This window comes from Pseudobdellovibrio sp. HCB154, assembly GCF_046267985.1.
GTDB lineage: Bacteria > Bdellovibrionota > Bdellovibrionia > Bdellovibrionales > Bdellovibrionaceae > Pseudobdellovibrio.
The window spans coordinates 1436167-1452483 of sequence record NZ_CP176530.1 but is presented as its reverse complement, the minus strand read 5'-3'; the positions used below and the strand labels follow the sequence as shown (position 1 = coordinate 1452483).

Sequence of the window (16317 nt, the reverse complement as noted above, 5' to 3'; positions counted from 1 at the left end):
TTTTATAAAAAGAAAGAGGATTTTATGAAAAAAACAGTTGTTGCGTTACTTTTAGCTCCGATGTTAGCTCAAGCGACTTTAACACCGAACTTACCAGGTCGTGGCGCTGAATTAATTCAGTTAGACAGAGGCGAACTTTGTTATATTCCTAACCGTCTTGAAGGTGCCGATTACTCTAAAAAAGATCTTGAGCGCGAGCGCGATCTTTGCGGATTAAATATCGGAACTACAGCTGCCGTTTGTGGTAAAACAGCTTCTACAAATCCAGCTTTAGAATTTTTCCAAGTACCCGAAGGTATGACAGCTCAACAAGTTCAAGCTATGAACTGTGAACGCAAAGAAACAGCGACACAAAAAGATTTTAAAAAATTAGCTAAATATAAATCAAGCACGAGTTGCTCTTACACACCGTCGCTTTTAGCTTACTATCATGTGTCTCGCTTTTTAGGTAATATCAACCAAGTTCCACCAGTAGTTATGAGAACTGTTGATGCTAACTTACATAAATCAATCGGCGATAAAACTTACGCTGGTATCAGCAACAAACAAGAGCTTATCGCGCAAACTTGGGCTGGTCTTTTATCAATCTTAACTAAAAAGCAAGCTCACGCTAAAGCTACTAACATCTTTACTGATGATTACAACTATAGCTTCGGTGCCTTACAAATGAATCCATCAAAAGAAGAAAAATACACTGAAATGTTTAACGGTGGTTCTGACCAGCCGACTCGTACAGCTAACTTCAAAGCTAAAAATACGACTTACTTACGTTTAATCAGCGATCAAAAATTATCAAGCTTAGGTCTTAAATGGTCTGCAGCCCAAGCTCAAGAAATTTTAAAAATGCAAAACGTAGCTGATATGATTTTAATGGATACAATGTTAAGCCAACAAGATCGTTTAGGTAACTTACACTACACAATGGAAAGATACGGCAAAGTAGTTGGTAAAAACGGCAAACTTGAAATCAAAAAGTTAGATAAAGACGATACAACTGCTACTGAAGTTGTTGAGCTTAAAAAAATGATGATGAAAGATAACGACTGTGGAGTTTCTAAAGAAAATCATCTTAAAAATGCTAAGTTAATCGAAGGTTTAAAACACTTTAACCCTGAGACTTTCGCAAAATTATTAAAGCTTAACAAAATCATCAACACTGATGCAGGCGCAGGTTACTTCAAACGTGAAACAGCAATGAATTCGACTGATGTTGCTACCTTCAAAGCGAACGTTGCTTATGCGACAGCCGCGTTAACTAAAACATGCCAAGCTGGTCAGTTAACTCTAGACCTTGACCTTGATAGTGCTTTTGCTGGCCAAGCAGTACCTGACTGCCGCGTAGTAATGCAAGAAAACCAATAATTGTGGTACAGTCATAGGACATGACTAAATATCTAATTCTATTTCTTATCTCTTGGCCGGCTTTGGCGAACAACACAAAGCCGGCTTTTTCTTTAAAATTACAAGTCGACAAGTATAAAAAACTCTACCCGCTTGAAGACGTTTACAACAAGCAAACCGATAACAAAGGTAATGGCAACGGTGACCTTTACGGAACAAGAAACTTTCGCGTAGTTTTAAACGGCGTCTATTACCGCGGCGGCGCGAATAACAAATTTAATAAACACACCAAAAAAGACAATCAAAATCCCCTTCCCCACGAAGGTTTAGAAAATCTTTGCAAACAGGGCTTTTCTGAGGCGATGTATTTTTATAAAGACAATTACGATGAATCAGAAAAAATCATCTCATGTGGTAAAGAGCAAAAGCTAGAATATCTTCAATTAGCCTCGTTAAAATCCGGAAACGAAAAAGCCCTTCTTACGCAAGTACACAAACATATCAAAGGCGAAATCCCAGGGCCGATGTACGGTCACTGTTGGAATGGCTGGCATGCCTCAGGTTACGCGGCCGCGATTAATCTTATGCAGTTCTGCGGTTGGGATAATAAAAAAGCTTTAGCTTATTGGCGCAAAAACACCGATGGTAATGATACAAAAGAATATAAATCAGTGATGGCCAAGGTTGAAAAATTTAAGCGTTTTGATGATAAAGATCTTCAGATTACTGACGAAGAAAAAAACTTAATCTGCCCGGAATAATCAAAGGGCCTCTTCAACCCCGGCCCATTTAAGAGCGTCTTTTAATTCAAAATACGAATTCATCTGAGTGATTAGTCCATTTTTAAAAGCAAAGCCATCAGCGACATGCCCATCGATCCAATCAACTTTATCTTTTTGTCTTACGTGCACATGTACGTAAACAACGACTTTATCACCTGAAATAATGAAACGTTCAGGACTACAGCTACCTTCAGCCCAGGTACTGCGCCCTTTAATAACATGAGCTTTAAACTCTGCGTATCCACGATAAACGCCACCTGACGGAGATCCCTCGAATTCGAGCCGTTCAATGTTTGGATCAAAATATTTAAGGAAACCCGAAATATCGTTTCGGTTAAGGGCCGCATAAACTTCTTTTAGAATTTCAGTTTCCATACACCGTACTCCCAAAAATAAAAAAGCCCAGACCTAATGATCTGAGCTTTTAAAAAGTAACTTTTAAACGAAACGAAAGAAACTAGTCTTCGTCATGCTCTTCTGTATGAGAAGAAGACGATAAATCTTCCTTCGATAATTCAGGAAGAACTTCTTTCTGACCTTTCGGAGGATTAGCTTTTAAGTAATCTTTGATCTTAACCGGATCTGGGGCAAGCATGGTAAACATGTTCTTACCTTCAGTTTTTGGCTGAGACTCAACGATCGCTAAATCTTTTACGAAATCAATCGCACGGTTGATAACTTCTAAACCCATTTCTTGGTGAGACATCTCACGGCCCATGAAACGTAAGTTAACTTTAACTTTATCGCCTTCAAGTAAGAAACGACGAGCGTGCTTCATTTTCGTTTCGAAATCGTGAACGTCTGTTCTTGGACGAACTTGGATTTCTTTGATCACAACGATCACTTGTTTTTTACGAGAAGCAGCAGCTTTCTTTTTATTTTCGTACTTGTACTTACCATAATCCATGATTTTACAAGTAGGTGGCTGAGCTGTAGGCCCGATCTCGATAAGATCTAAACCGCGATCTTCAGAAATACGAAGACCTTCTGGGACTGTCATAACGCCCAACATTTCACCGTTTTCATCAATTACACGAATCTGTGGCGCACGAATGTCACGATTTACACGAAGACCATCTTTGTCTCCACGTTTTTTATCTCTGTCAAAACGATTAAATCCACCTGGTTTTGCACCTGGGGGTTTTCCTGCTCCACCGGGACGGTTATTATTAAACTGATTAATGGGACGCCTCCTAAAGTTACGCCTGAGCTGAAGCTTCTACTGAAGCTTTTAACTCTCTATTGTTTCTATTCTTTATAATCATTTCGCAAGCATTTTCCCACGAAATGTTATTATGTAAAGTACCATCGCTTAAACGGATCGACACTGTACCCGCTTCAGCTTCTTTGTCACCCACGATAATCATGTAGGGTGACTTCATTAACTGAGCTTCACGAATCTTGAAGTTCAGTTTTTCGCTTCTTCTATCAAATTCCACACGAATACCGTTTGAACGTAAATGTTTTTCTACTTTTTCGCAGAATTCGTTCACACGATCAGTCACGTTTAGAATTGTCACCTGAGTTGGCGCCATCCATACAGGCAAATGTCCTGCTGTGTGCTCAAGGTAAACCCCGATAAAACGCTCTAACGAGCCCAATACCGCACGGTGAAGCATCACTGGGTGATGTTCATGGTTATCTTCGCCAGTGTATTTTAAATCAAAACTCATTGGTAAGTTGAAGTCACATTGGATTGTGCCTAACTGCCAAGGGCGTTTAAGCGCATCAACGAACATGATATCAAGTTTTGGTCCGTAGAACGCACCATCGCCTGGATTTACAGTGAATGGGATTTTTAATAACTCTAAGGCTTTCGCTAACGCGCCCTCAGCTTTATCCCAAACTTCATCTGAACCCATACGTTTTTCAGGACGAGTTGATAAGAATACGTGGTATTCACTCATTCCTAATTTTTGGTAAACTTCATTTAATAATTCAACGAAGCCTTTGATCTCTTGTTGCAACTGATCAACTGTACAGAAAATGTGAGCATCGTCCTGACAGAAAGTACGAACACGAGTAAGTCCGGATAAAGCACCAGACACTTCGTATCTGTGTAAACGACCAAAATCAGCCATACGGTATGGAAGATCACGGTACGAATGTTTAGTCGATCCAAACAGTAAACAGTGCGAAGGACAGTTCATTGGTTTAGAACTGAAATCACGTTCGTCTACTTTTGTAAAATACATGTTTTCTTTGTAGTTCGCGTAGTGACCTGAAGTTTTAAATAACTCTACGTCAAAAATTTGCGGAGTGATCACTTCGTTGTAACCATATTTGAAATACATATCGCGCATGTATTTTAATAATTCATTATAAACTACAGTTCCGCGGCCAGTGAAAAACGGAGATCCCGGAGCCCATGGATGAAACATGAACATACCAAGTTCTTTACCTAATTTTCTGTGATCGCGTTTTTTCGCTTCTTCGATATTTTTTAAGTACTCTTCTAATTCTTTTTTATCTTGGAAAGCTGTCGCATACACACGTTGAAGCATTTGGTTGGCTTGATCACCCTTCCAATAAGCTCCCGCTACTGACATCAATTTAAAAGCTTTGATCTGACCAGTTGATTGCACGTGAGGGCCACGGCAAAGGTCAAACCAAGAACCTTGGTGATAAATACCAACAGTTGTTTCGCCTCTTAAAGCTAAGTCTTGAATTAATTCAACTTTGAAACGCTCACCCATTGATTGAAAAGTTTCAATCGCACGGTTGATCGGCCATTGTTCACGAACAAGTGGAAGATCTTTCTTTTGAATCTCTTCCATTTTCTTTTCGATTTTTTCAAAGTGTTCTTCAGTAAAGTTAAATGGAGAATCAAAATCGTAATAAAATCCGTTTTCAACAACCGGACCGATTGTGACTTTGACTTCTGGCCAGATTTCTTGAACTGCTTGCGCCATTAAGTGAGCCGCCGAGTGACGAACAACTTCAACAGCTTCTGGAGATTTAGTAGTTACGATAGAGAGTTTAGTGCCGTCTTTTAATGGAAGACGGTAATCAATCACTTCAGATGAACCATTAATTTTCGCACCAAGAGTGTCTTTAGCTAAGCGCGCACCAATCGAGTTCGCCACCTCTAAAGTTGTTGGTTCATGATCAAAAGATTTAACTGAGTTATCTGGTAAAATAATATTTACATTAGACATTTTTCGTTCCGTATTTTTTATTCAATTGTAGAGAATTAGACTTTAAAGACATTTAGATAAGAAACTAAAATGTGGTGGTCGTGATAATAAATAGCATGGAATAAGTATGCCGCTATTTAAGGCCTTTTACAAGCGAACTCTATGAAAAGTTTTCTTATGCGGCCCATAACTGTGTCTAGGGGCGAATCTCCCCAACTCTATCTTACTTGAACACAAATAAAAAAGCCGACCCGGACGGTCGGCTTTTCAGGATTCAAAAAGGACAGAGTCCTTTTTCAGACAGGATGTCTCTTACGAAACTTCCCGCCATAACGATTTTAACCGTAGCAAAAAAGGCCTGGCACCTTTTAGTAAGTAACGTGGTGGTTTAAAGCCTCGTGCATACGAGGATCTTTAATTGCCACTAGGTTGTTCTTAGTCATGAAACCAGTCATTAACTTCAAGAACACGCCCGCAAAACCAACAAAAATGCTGATTTCTAGGAAACCAAATTGAGGAATACCATCAAAGAAGTTCGGGTAAACTAACCAGTAGATATCTACGTATTGCATAACAAGAACTAAGATCGCAACTGCTGCTAAATTCATGTCGTTACGTTTAGCATCTCTTGGAAGTAACGCTAAGAACGGAACCGCGAAACGGAAAACTAATAAAGCTACCGAAACACCTAACCAACCACTGTGTGAACGCATTAAGTAAAATTCAGTTTCTTCTGGAATGTTAGCGTACCAGATTAACATGAATTGTGAGAACGCGATGTAGGCCCAAAAGATCGTGAAACCTTTCATGTATTTACCTACGTCATGTTGGTGCTCAACAGTGATGTATCCAGAAACCCATTTAGAGTTTTTTAACCAGATAATCATTAATGCAAGAACCGCCATTGTTGATTGGATCATACCCGCAAAAGCATAGATTCCATAAATCGTCGAATACCAGCTTGGTAACAGTGACATTAATAAATCGATTGAAAATAACGTAAAGAAGATCGCGAAGAAAGCGATGAAACCAATTGAAAACCCTACGTTTTTATGAGTTAGAGCATGGTCACCATTTTGATCTTGCTTGATTGAGTTTCCAACCATGATCTTTTTAAAGATCAAACAACCCAAACCAAAAATCACTAAACGTAAAGTCACAAACCAAGGCGCTAAGTAAAGCGCTTTACCACCCGTCATGCGGTGAGCTTGAGAAGGATCTGCCCATGGGTATAAGTATTTAAAACCAAGGATTAAGATGACGCTTCCGATAAACATCGCTGGTAAAAAGCTAGTGAAGCTTTCAGCGATACGACGGATAGAAACACTCCAACCAGCTCCAGCTACATGGTTAAAAGAGATGAAAAACATCCCGCCTAAACCTAAGCAAGCAAAGAAGAAGAATGATACTAAATAAGAAGTCCATAAACGATCTGGAGCTTTAAATAAGCCATAAGCTAAACCTAAAAATCCGATAAACATCGCTGCAAAGATTGCAGTTTTAAGCTGTTGTGGAGCTTCGAATTTATTTAATTTTAATTCATGTGAATGATTCGATGAACCCATGACTAGTTACCTTTACCTTGTAAGTGGCGGATGTAGTTAACAACTTGCCATCTGTATTTTTGCGGAATGTGAGCCGCATATGGACCCATCACACCCTGACCTGCGGTGATCACGTGATAGATTTGACCATCAGTCCAACCTTTAACTTTATCAGAAGTTAATGTTGGTGGTTTTAACGCCATCGTTTCAGCTACAGATTGCTGCTCTCCACCTTGGCCATTAGCGCCGTGGCAGATTGCACAGTGAATTGTGTAGTACTTAGTTCCTGTTTTTAAAACTTCTTCAGTGTACTGACCGCTCAACGGATTTTGGTTAGCCGCTGCAGCTACTGCATCAGTGTATTTATACGGAACAAAACCTTGCGGCTGTGTACCTTCTGGTGGAACGCGCATAGCCGCATTGTTTGGAGCACCTTCATCGTACTCTTGCGACTTTAAGGCCGGCGATTCCATCATATCTTGGATTAATTCGATGTTCGTTTGATTGTTGCCACCGCGGCAGCTCGAGAAAAACGATACTGCTAAAGAAGCTGCAATCACTGTCATTGAAAGATTAGTTAAACTTCTCATCTTAGTACTCCGCCATTTTTTTGATTTCAACAGCGCCTAAATCTTTTAAAAGTTTTTCTGCGCGATCAGCACTGTAGCCTACGTCATTTTCAGGAATGAAAATCGCAAACTTATGGCAAGTGATATCTTTATCAATGATCGGTGGATCAACTCTTGGAATACCAGATAGATAAAAGAAAGCACCTACTGAACTTAAAGCTGCAAATAATACTGTTAATTCGAACATGATAGGTACGAATGCAGGTAATGAAAACATTGGTTTACCACCGATGTTGATCGCCCAGTCTACTGCAGAAGTGTAATAAGTTAATGCTAAACCTGCTAATAAACCCACACAACCCGCTGTGAAAGTTACATATGGGATTGGTGAACGTTTAATACCGCAAGCTTCTTCCATACCGTGAACCGGATATGGAGTTAAAGCATCAAATTTTGTAAAACCTGCTTCTCTTACACGAGTAGCAGCTTTGATTGTTGTAGCTTCATCAAGAAAAATTCCAGCGATACCGCCGATAGCTCTTTTCTTAGCCATGATTAGTGTCCTTTCCCATGATGTTCATCGTCACGACCAACGTTTAATACCGGTTTAACTTCGGCGATAGAGATCGCAGGTAAAACGCGTAAGTATAATAAGAAAATTGTGAAGAACATACCGAACGATCCAACTAAGATCGCTGTATCGTACATCGACCAAGCGTACTGGCCCCAGTTCGACGGTAAGAAATCACGGTGTAACGAAGTTACAGTAATTACGAAACGCTCAAACCACATACCGATGTTTACGAAGATAGAAACAACAAACATCACTGGGATCGAACGACGGAATTTTTTGAACCAGAATAATTGCGGGATAACAACGTTACAGCAGATCATGATCCAGTACGACCAAGCATAAGGACCCATCGCACGGTTCATGAATACATAACGTTCGTAATCATTTCCTGAGTACCAAGCGATTAAGAATTCAGATCCGTAAGCGTAACCTACCATTAAACCTGTCATCATGATGATCTTATTCATAACTTCCATATGATCGATCGTGATGTAATTTTTAAATTGTGGGAACCCGATACGCACTAACGTCATTAACGTAATAACCATCGCGAAACCTGAGAAGATCGCACCCGCAACGAAGTACGGTGGGAAGATCGTCGTATGCCAACCAGGTAAACCAGACACCGCGAAGTCAAACGATACGATTGTATGTACCGATAATACTAGCGGAGTAGAAAGACCAGCTAACACTAAGTAGATCATTTCAAAGTGTGACCATTGTTTAGCAGTACCTCTCCAGCCCATTGATAATACGCCGTAGATTTTTTTACGGATCGCATTTTTCGCACGGTCACGAACAGTGGCTAAATCCGGAATCATACCCACGATCCAGAATACAGAAGAAACTGTCGCATAAGTAGAAACCGCGAAAACGTCCCATAATAATGGAGAACGGAAGTTCACCCATAATGGACCACGTTGATTCGGATAAGGGAATAACCAGAAGTCTAACCAAGGACGACCCGTATGGATTAACGGGAAGATACCCGCAGTCGCAACCGCGAATACTGTCATCGCCTCAGCAGAACGAGCTACTGAAGTTCTCCATTTTTGACGGAATAAGAATAAGATCGCCGAGATAAGAGTACCGGCGTGACCGATACCTACCCAGAATACGAAAGTGATAATCATCGTACCCCAAGCAACCGGGTGATTCACCCCTAACAAACCGATACCAGTCGAGATAACCATAGCGATTGTCAGGATGTAAAAAATAAATAAACCTTTCGCACTTAAGAATAAGCCCATCCATTCTTTAGATGGAACTCTTTCAATCGGAGCGCAGATATCATCTGTAACGTCTTTTAAAGTCTTGTTGCCAAGAACAAGCTGATTACGCTTAAGCATGGTCAGCTCCTTTCTCTTCTTGAGAGCCATGGGCAGGAGCAGCTCCGTGTGATTTCTCTGGAGTTACCTGATCATTGTTTTTAATTTTAGTTTGGTAACGTACTGAAGGTTTCGCGTACCACTCTTCTAATAAAGCGTAAGCACGTGGCTCAGCTTTGAAAGTTTTAGCAACACGAGAATTTTCATCGTTTAAATCACCAAACACGATAGCTGTTGTCGGACAAGCCGCTTCACACGCTGTTTTGATATCGCCATCTTTTACTGGACGATCTTCTTGTTTAGCTTTGTTTTTACCTTCTTTGATACGTTGAACGCAGAAAGTACATTTTTCCATAACACCGCGAGAACGTACGCCCACTTCTGGGTTAAGCGCCATGTGCATTGGTTTTTCGATGAGCTTCGCGTAGTTGAACCAGTTGAAACGACGAACTTTATAAGGACAGTTATTTGAACAGTAACGAGTACCAACGCAACGGTTGTACACTTGTTCATTTAAGCCTTCAGAGCTGTGTGTAACTGCAGCTACCGGACATACCGTTTCGCACGGAGCATTGTCACAGTGTTGGCACATTACAGGTTGGAATACTGTTTCTGCATTTTCAGGAGTGCCTGTGTAGTATCTGTCGATACGGATCCAGTGCATTTCACGACCTTGCATAACATATTTCTTACCAACAACAGGAATGTTGTTTTCAGATTGGCAGGCAGTCATACACGCAGAACAACCAGTACATACGTTTAGATCGATCGCCATACCCCATTTGTGTCCGTTGTATTGGTGACCTGACCAGATATTCCATGTGTGGTGCCTGTGAATATTTGCTTCTTTATTTTTTTCGATATCTTTATTCGTCGCAGTTACAACGATTTGACGGCCTTCCATTGAATCGTGACCTTGAGTTGTCACTAATTCAATTTTTTGACCTGTTTTTTTGAATTCAACAGATTGACCTGCAAATACACCAGCTGTTGCTAATGTGAATGCATTTTGACCGATACCTTTAGCTACATCACCAGCATGCGTGCGGCCGTAACCTACAGCTACTGCTACAACTTGGTCATGTAAACCTGGTTGAATGTGTGTTGGTAAAGATAATTTTTTATCACCTACTGTTAACTCGATCACATCGCCTTCGCGAAGTTTGTTTTCAGCAGCTGTTTTAACAGAAACGCTAGCGTAGTTATCCCAAACGATTTTAGAAACTGCATCTGGAAGCTCTTGTAACCAACCTACGTTAGCTAAAGTACCATCGCCTAATTGAACTGTTGGGTATAATGCTAATTCAAATTTAGCATCGCCGTTTGCCGATTTTTTAAGACCGGAAACATCGCCTTTGAAATTACGAGCTGAACCAGCCGCAACATCACCAACGAAACCTTCTTGTAAGAAGTTATTCCAGAAAGATTCGAAATCCTTACCGCCACCAACTTTAGCCATTAACTCAGTTTTCCATAAGTTACGTACGTAGTCGTAGAAAGTTTCGAATTCTTGAATACGTTTAGGACCAACTTTAGCCATGAACGCCCAAGTCATTAATGACAATTGGAACGAACGTGTATCGTACATAGTACGGATAAGTGGTTGGTGAATACCGTATAAACCAGTTGCGAATTCAGAATCGCCCCAAGTTTCTAAAGCATGGTTGTCTGAAGCAACGTAGTGAGCGTTAACTGCAGTTTCATCCATTTTTTCGCCAGCATAGACAACTGTTTCTACTTTTTTAAGAGCATCAGCAAAACCGTGATCAGCACTTAAAGCATAGAATGGATTAGAACGGTAAATGATTAGCGTTTTTACTGCACCATCATTCATTTTTTTGATTAAAGATTTAATGCTGTCTTGAGAAGCTGTGATGTTCTTATTACCCGCTTGAGCAACTACTGTTTTACCTTCGTTGCCTAAGATAGAGTTTAAGTAGTTCACGGCTACTTGAAGAGCATGACCATCTTTAGTGTTTGTTTGGATACCACCAGCAACAACTAAAGATTCACCTTGGCTCTTCACTAAATCAGCAGCTACTTTTTTGAAAGCTTCTGAAGAGATACCAAGTTTTTCAGCTACTCCGTTGAATGGAGCAACCGCTGTTTTAACAGCGTCTGAAACATTCACTTTACCAACGATTTCAGCGATTAAACCCATAACAACATCAAACTGTTGTGATGGTTTAATCTTAAAACGAACGTCAGAGTTAGCACCAGTTAATGAGTAAGTTGAATCGAAAGAGTAAAGTCTAGACATTTTGTCGATGTTTCTGCGACCATCAGCAAAACGTTTGTTGTTTGTCATTGTCGGACCCCAAGTACCTAAGAAGTCACCGTCAATTGAAACAATCACTTGCGCTTTATCAAATCTGTAACCTGGAACTAAAGCTTCACCGTATGAAGAAGCTTGAGCATCTGCCACGTTATCAGCTAAAGGCTCCCACACGTAGTGGTCAGCACCAAAGCCCGAACGGAAATCAGAAATTACAGTTTTTGTAGATGGAGAAGAAATATTTCCAGAAAGGATAGCTACGCCACCTTTTTTAAGAGCTTCAACAACTTTGTTGTCTAATTCTTCCCAAGAAACGCCAACAGTTTCTTTGTTTGTGCGTTTTTCGTTAAATAAATTTCTGAAAGGTTTTTGTAAACGGTTTGGCTCATATAAACCAAGTAAAGAAGCTTGAGCTTTAACTGAAGCGCCCGTGCCGTTTAAAGGAAATTTTGGGTTACCTTGAATGTGAACTGGACGACCTTCGCGAGATTTAACTAATAAACCTAAACCTTCTTGGCCATCAAAGTATGAAGACGTGTACCAGTTAGACATACCAACAGTAACTTCTTCAGGTTGTTTGTTATACGGAACAATTTTTTGCACCGGACGGCGGATACAACCAGCAGCAGATGTTACGGCAATTGAAGCACCCATCAATTTTAAGAAATCACGACGAGCAACGCCGTCTTTCTCAGTACCTTCATCTTTATTTTCATCACGTAACGGTGATGACATAAATTCTGTTTGTAATGCAGCTTGGAATTCCGGAGTGTTGTTTAACTCTTCGAAAGATCTCCAGTAACGGCTATCACGTTCGATTTTTCTATTTTCGTTATCGTTTGTAATTTTATTTTCAGACATCGTCGTTTCCTATTGATGGCACGTTGTACAGTTAAGAGAAGCTTTGTTTTCTGGTTGACGGTGACAGTTCACACACCAGCCCATTGACAAATCTGAATGTTGAATAACTTTAGGCATCTTTTCAATTTCACCGTGGCAAGTTTGGCAGCTTACGCCTTTTGTAACGTGCGCTTGGTGATTGAATTGAACGTGGTCAGGTAACATGTGAACGCGAACCCACTCAATCGATTTACCATCGTTGTACGCATCACGAAGTTTTTTAATTTCGTCTGTGTTCTTGTGACCGGCAACAGCTTCTTCACCTGGTTTACCTGCTACCTGTTGGTGGCAGTTCATACAAGTGGCTAAAGAAGGAATGTTCGAAGATTTCGAACGCTCAACTTGGTTGTGGCAGTACTGACACTGGATCTTGTGTGTACCAACGTGAAGTTCATGGCTGAATGCGATTGGTTGATCTGGCGCATAGCCTTTGTTGTAGCCGATTCCAGTGCGCTCGCCGCCATCTGGATTTTGGAACAAACAACTTGAAAGAAAAAATACCGTAAGCACAAGCATAGCCGTGGCACTTACAGTGGTGCGGATTTTCATAAGCATAAACATTTGCCTTTCTTTGAAGTTAATTAAAATGCAATGCGAAGCAAATGTCACGGGGGAATTTGAATAGCAATTGAAAATCCCCGAGGGAAATCAAGATGTTGCGTGCCCACGATTAAAGCAAAAAAGTGTGACAAAAAGGCTGCTTTCGCGAAATGAAAATCATTTTCACAAAGAAACTTAAGCAAAAAAAGCGAAGTGTTTTAGACTTCGCTTTTTTTGGAATTAAAATGTTTCAAAAAAATTAAACTTTAGAAAGTTTTTTTACGCTGAAAACATAGCCAACGAAAATGAAATGCAAAAGCACAAAAATCGAAACGTACTCCACACCACCAGCACCAAAACCGTACGAATGAAGCCCTGCGCCAAGAACAAAATTCACTCCGTACCAAGCCATAATCACTAGATTGAACGTCAACACCGCCGCAACCAACATTCCGAAGTTTTGGATCCAGTTCACTAAGCGCGTGTGAAGAATTATTATGTAACCCAAAAGTGCAATTAAAGCCCACGTCTCTTTCGGATCCCAACCCCAGAAACGGCCCCACGAAGCATCGGCCCAGACACCCCCTAAGATAATTCCCGGAGCCAAAAATGCCACACCAATTTGCATCGCACGGTACACACCCGTCGTGATGTGTTTGATTTTTTCAGCATGCTTATCTTTATCAATTGCATAATAAATAAGCCCAATGTCGCCTAAGCCAAAAGCCAAGGCAAAAGCGGCGTAAGAAATCGTGATCGTCATCACATGCACGATAAGCCAGTAACTGCTGCGTAAAACCGCCTCTAATGGCTGAATGCTTGGGTCAAGCACCGCAGGCGCTGTATCGGCGATAACCATACACACGAAACCTACTAACAAACCTGCTAATAAAAAGATTCTGTATTTGTAGATCTTCTCTAAGATCATCGAGAACAACATCACACCCCATGAAACCCAAACAACAGTTTCATACATATTAGTTACTGGTGGGCGCTCAGCTAAATAAACTCTAAAAGCAAAACCTAAAATGTGAATGAAAAATCCGGCTAAAGTGATTGTCCACACAAGCCCCATACCTGATTGTAAATTTCTGATCCAGATAAAAAGCAAAATAATCGAAGCCAAAATATAAAGAACATAAGTCCAACGAAACGGATGTAAATCATTATAAAAAACTTCCGTTCCCACTTTATGAGCTTGAGCATATTTTTCAGGAGCTACCTGCTCTACACTTTTTTGAAAATCAACAACTGCTTTATCCAACGTGGCTTTAGCACCTTCAACATCTTTATGTTCAGCCAGCGCTCCTAAGTAAGCCGCAACACTTTGGCTGATATTCACGAATAAACCTTGTTGTGTTTCAGGAATTTCAGCCACCGACAACCAAGTTTCAGAAACTGGACTTGGCATAATTTTAAGCAAACGACCTCCCGCTAATTCGCGAAAGTAAATCATTTGGTTTTGCAAACGCTGTAACGCCTGAAAGTACGGCGTTAACTTTTCTTGGCTTTGGCGTTTATCGGCTAATTCCTGCATTAAGTTTTGAAACTTGTCCGTTGTAAAAAGCTCGTTGTTTGAAAAATATTTTTGGTCTTTAGGTAAACCTAATTTATTTTTTACATCTAAGTGATTCACTTCAAAAAGTGGGCGATTCACCCAGCTATCCGGCGAAAGCATCCAAGTTAATACAATCAAGTAAGCCGGAGCTGATTCACCCGATTCCGTTTTGTATTTTTGTTTTCCGTAAACAACTTCTAATACTTCTTTAGCAAAAGTATCGTAAGGCTTGATACGGCCGCCGTCTTGAACCGGCATGTATCTGATGGCTTCACCTAACTTGGGCTCAGCTTTCGCGATCTGCGAAAATAAAGAAACTTGTAATGTTACCAGTACTGCAAAAATTAAACGAATCATTGTGCTGTCTTTCTTCGGCGGGTTTGGACAAATAGCCAAACAATGCCCAGTGATAAAACTAACGAACCTAAATATTTAATCCAACGACCTGGATCAAGATTCACCGATAAAACTGAAGCTGTAGGCTCACCGGTTTTTTCATCTTGATTAAAACTAGCTTGATAGAATGTGTATCCCGCGTACTTCAACGGCTCATTCATCGCAATCAAACCAGAGACAGGAGCGTTTCCGTTTGGCGGAACGATTTCAACCGCACTAGAATAAGTTTTGGCTTTTTGTGTTCCATCATAATGGGTCATTTCAAACTTTTTCAAATAAACCGGAAACCCGATGTCCATACGGCGGTTCTGAAAACTGAATAAAAAAGCTTCGTTATCGCCAAAAAGTTTGATGACATCATTTAATAAAGTCCACTGCGTTTTATCACCAAACTGAAGCAATAAGGCAGGGCTTGTTAATGGCGTTGGACGATCGACTTCAACAGCATCCCACTCTTCAGTGGCCTGTAGAAGATAATCCAACAAACGAAGCTCCAACCCCATCCATCCCGTAGAAATTATATCTCCGATTTTGATGCGACCTGATTTAAACGATTTCATTTCTTCTTTGCGGTAAAGTTCGTAGTTTAATTCAGTGTCGCTTTTCGCATTAAAATAAATTTCATTCGTTGCACGGTCTTTACGGCCTTTGTCTTTAACATCATGACCAAGAACTACTTTTAACGGACCAAAATTAACATCGGCTGTTTTGGTTTTCGAGTTTTGAGTTAGAGTTTCAACCTGTTGAACATTCGCATTTTGCAACTGAAACTTAACTGATGCTCCAGCATTGGCATCTGTTGATTTTTTTAGTTTTTTACTTACGCGAGCGTATTTAAGATATTTTTTTACTGTAATTTCAGCGTCACCTAAATTTATTTTATACGGTTTATCTTCAGTCGGCGGATGTAAGAAAAAATCCACTTCGCTTTCAAAAACTTTAGTGTAACGATCGCCATCAAATGTCGCGTAAACAACGACGTCTGTTTGCGCCACTTGCACGTAATTGTTTTTACCATTAATCGGAAGCATCATTGAACCATCTAGGCCGTACTTTTGCGTCACATAACCGCCAATGACGATTAAAATAATTCCCGCATGAACTAAGATGAAAGGAATATGCCGGCTCTTCCAAGGCATCCGATCAACTACCACAATCGCCAGATTGTAAACCAACAAGCCCATGGTCAAATACATCATCCAACTGCGGTAAACCAACTTTTCCGCAGCGAAAGCGTCATATTGAGATTCGACGATAGTGCCCCACATGATTAAAATTGTGAGGGCCACAAGAACAGGAATACCTAATTGAAATGATGTAGAAAATTTCCAGAATTTCTGCACCAGAGGGTTTTTAAATCGCATAACGTAGAA

The 16317-nt window shown here is 40.4% G+C and carries 12 protein-coding genes and 1 pseudogene; 2 read left to right on the top strand and 11 right to left on the bottom strand.

What is annotated here, in order from left to right; translation table 11 throughout:
- The first annotated feature begins 24 nt into the window (after positions 1-24).
- Complete coding sequence (locus ACKWCF_RS07145) at positions 25-1362, top strand: hypothetical protein (protein WP_409480020.1); 1338 nt, start codon at positions 25-27, stop codon at positions 1360-1362.
- 20 nt (positions 1363-1382) lie between these two features.
- On the top strand, positions 1383-2102 hold the full coding sequence (locus ACKWCF_RS07140; protein WP_409480019.1) for a hypothetical protein: 720 nt from the start codon (positions 1383-1385) through the stop codon (positions 2100-2102).
- On the opposite strand, the gene ACKWCF_RS07135 is transcribed toward ACKWCF_RS07140, so the two are convergent.
- The 11 genes and pseudogenes from ACKWCF_RS07135 to ACKWCF_RS07085 form a co-directional block, all read right to left on the bottom strand.
- Complete coding sequence (locus ACKWCF_RS07135) at positions 2103-2498, bottom strand: nuclear transport factor 2 family protein (RefSeq protein WP_409480018.1); 396 nt, start codon at positions 2496-2498, stop codon at positions 2103-2105.
- A gap of 208 nt (positions 2499-2706) precedes the next feature.
- Positions 2707-3177: pseudogene (infC, locus tag ACKWCF_RS07130) on the bottom strand (translation initiation factor IF-3); the annotation flags it as partial.
- A gap of 145 nt (positions 3178-3322) precedes the next feature.
- A complete protein-coding gene (gene thrS, locus ACKWCF_RS07125; RefSeq protein WP_409480017.1) occupies positions 3323-5281 on the bottom strand; it encodes a threonine--tRNA ligase in 1959 nt (652 codons plus the stop codon).
- 347 nt (positions 5282-5628) lie between these two features.
- Positions 5629-6825, bottom strand: coding sequence for a molybdopterin oxidoreductase (locus ACKWCF_RS07120; protein ID WP_409480016.1), 1197 nt, complete (start codon positions 6823-6825; stop codon positions 5629-5631).
- A gap of 2 nt (positions 6826-6827) precedes the next feature.
- Positions 6828-7394 (bottom strand): c-type cytochrome, encoded by a 567-nt coding sequence (locus tag ACKWCF_RS07115; protein ID WP_409480015.1) that lies wholly within the window; start codon positions 7392-7394, stop codon positions 6828-6830.
- A gap of 1 nt (position 7395) precedes the next feature.
- A complete protein-coding gene (locus tag ACKWCF_RS07110) occupies positions 7396-7926 on the bottom strand; it encodes a DUF3341 domain-containing protein (RefSeq protein WP_409480014.1) in 531 nt (176 codons plus the stop codon).
- A 2-nt stretch (positions 7927-7928) separates the two neighbouring features.
- Positions 7929-9296: an NrfD/PsrC family molybdoenzyme membrane anchor subunit gene (gene nrfD / locus ACKWCF_RS07105; protein ID WP_409480013.1), complete on the bottom strand. Its 1368-nt coding sequence runs from the start codon at positions 9294-9296 to the stop codon at positions 7929-7931.
- Positions 9289-12411: a TAT-variant-translocated molybdopterin oxidoreductase gene (locus tag ACKWCF_RS07100; RefSeq protein ID WP_409480012.1), complete on the bottom strand. Its 3123-nt coding sequence runs from the start codon at positions 12409-12411 to the stop codon at positions 9289-9291. Before ACKWCF_RS07100 ends, nrfD begins: the two co-directional genes overlap by 8 nt.
- 9 nt (positions 12412-12420) lie before the next feature.
- Entirely contained in the window at positions 12421-13011 is a 591-nt protein-coding gene (locus ACKWCF_RS07095) for a cytochrome c3 family protein (RefSeq protein WP_409480011.1), read from the bottom strand.
- 238 nt (positions 13012-13249) lie between these two features.
- Positions 13250-14905 carry a cytochrome c biogenesis protein gene (locus ACKWCF_RS07090; protein ID WP_409480010.1) on the bottom strand — a complete coding sequence of 552 codons (1656 nt, stop codon included), beginning with the start codon at positions 14903-14905 and terminating at the stop codon, positions 13250-13252.
- On the bottom strand, positions 14902-16308 hold the full coding sequence (locus tag ACKWCF_RS07085) for a cytochrome c biogenesis protein ResB (RefSeq protein WP_409480009.1): 1407 nt from the start codon (positions 16306-16308) through the stop codon (positions 14902-14904). The genes ACKWCF_RS07090 and ACKWCF_RS07085 overlap by 4 nt, the downstream gene beginning before the upstream one ends.
- Positions 16309-16317: the final 9 nt, after the last annotated feature.

What these genes read in the sequence shown, in the direction of transcription:
- ACKWCF_RS07120 (WP_409480016.1), bottom strand. Translation starts at nt 6,825, where the DNA reads ATGGGTTCATCGAATCATTCACATGAATTAAAATTAAATAAATTCGAA.
- ACKWCF_RS07090 (WP_409480010.1), bottom strand. Translation starts at nt 14,905, where the DNA reads ATGATTCGTTTAATTTTTGCAGTACTGGTAACATTACAAGTTTCTTTA.
- ACKWCF_RS07135 (WP_409480018.1), bottom strand. Translation starts at nt 2,498, where the DNA reads ATGGAAACTGAAATTCTAAAAGAAGTTTATGCGGCCCTTAACCGAAAC.
- nrfD (WP_409480013.1), bottom strand. Translation starts at nt 9,296, where the DNA reads ATGCTTAAGCGTAATCAGCTTGTTCTTGGCAACAAGACTTTAAAAGAC.
- ACKWCF_RS07110 (WP_409480014.1), bottom strand. Translation starts at nt 7,926, where the DNA reads ATGGCTAAGAAAAGAGCTATCGGCGGTATCGCTGGAATTTTTCTTGAT.
- ACKWCF_RS07095 (WP_409480011.1), bottom strand. Translation starts at nt 13,011, where the DNA reads ATGTTTATGCTTATGAAAATCCGCACCACTGTAAGTGCCACGGCTATG.
- ACKWCF_RS07140 (WP_409480019.1), top strand. Translation starts at nt 1,383, where the DNA reads ATGACTAAATATCTAATTCTATTTCTTATCTCTTGGCCGGCTTTGGCG.
- ACKWCF_RS07100 (WP_409480012.1), bottom strand. Translation starts at nt 12,411, where the DNA reads ATGTCTGAAAATAAAATTACAAACGATAACGAAAATAGAAAAATCGAA.
- ACKWCF_RS07115 (WP_409480015.1), bottom strand. Translation starts at nt 7,394, where the DNA reads ATGAGAAGTTTAACTAATCTTTCAATGACAGTGATTGCAGCTTCTTTA.
- ACKWCF_RS07145 (WP_409480020.1), top strand. Translation starts at nt 25, where the DNA reads ATGAAAAAAACAGTTGTTGCGTTACTTTTAGCTCCGATGTTAGCTCAA.
- ACKWCF_RS07085 (WP_409480009.1), bottom strand. Translation starts at nt 16,308, where the DNA reads ATGCGATTTAAAAACCCTCTGGTGCAGAAATTCTGGAAATTTTCTACA.
- thrS (WP_409480017.1), bottom strand. Translation starts at nt 5,281, where the DNA reads ATGTCTAATGTAAATATTATTTTACCAGATAACTCAGTTAAATCTTTT.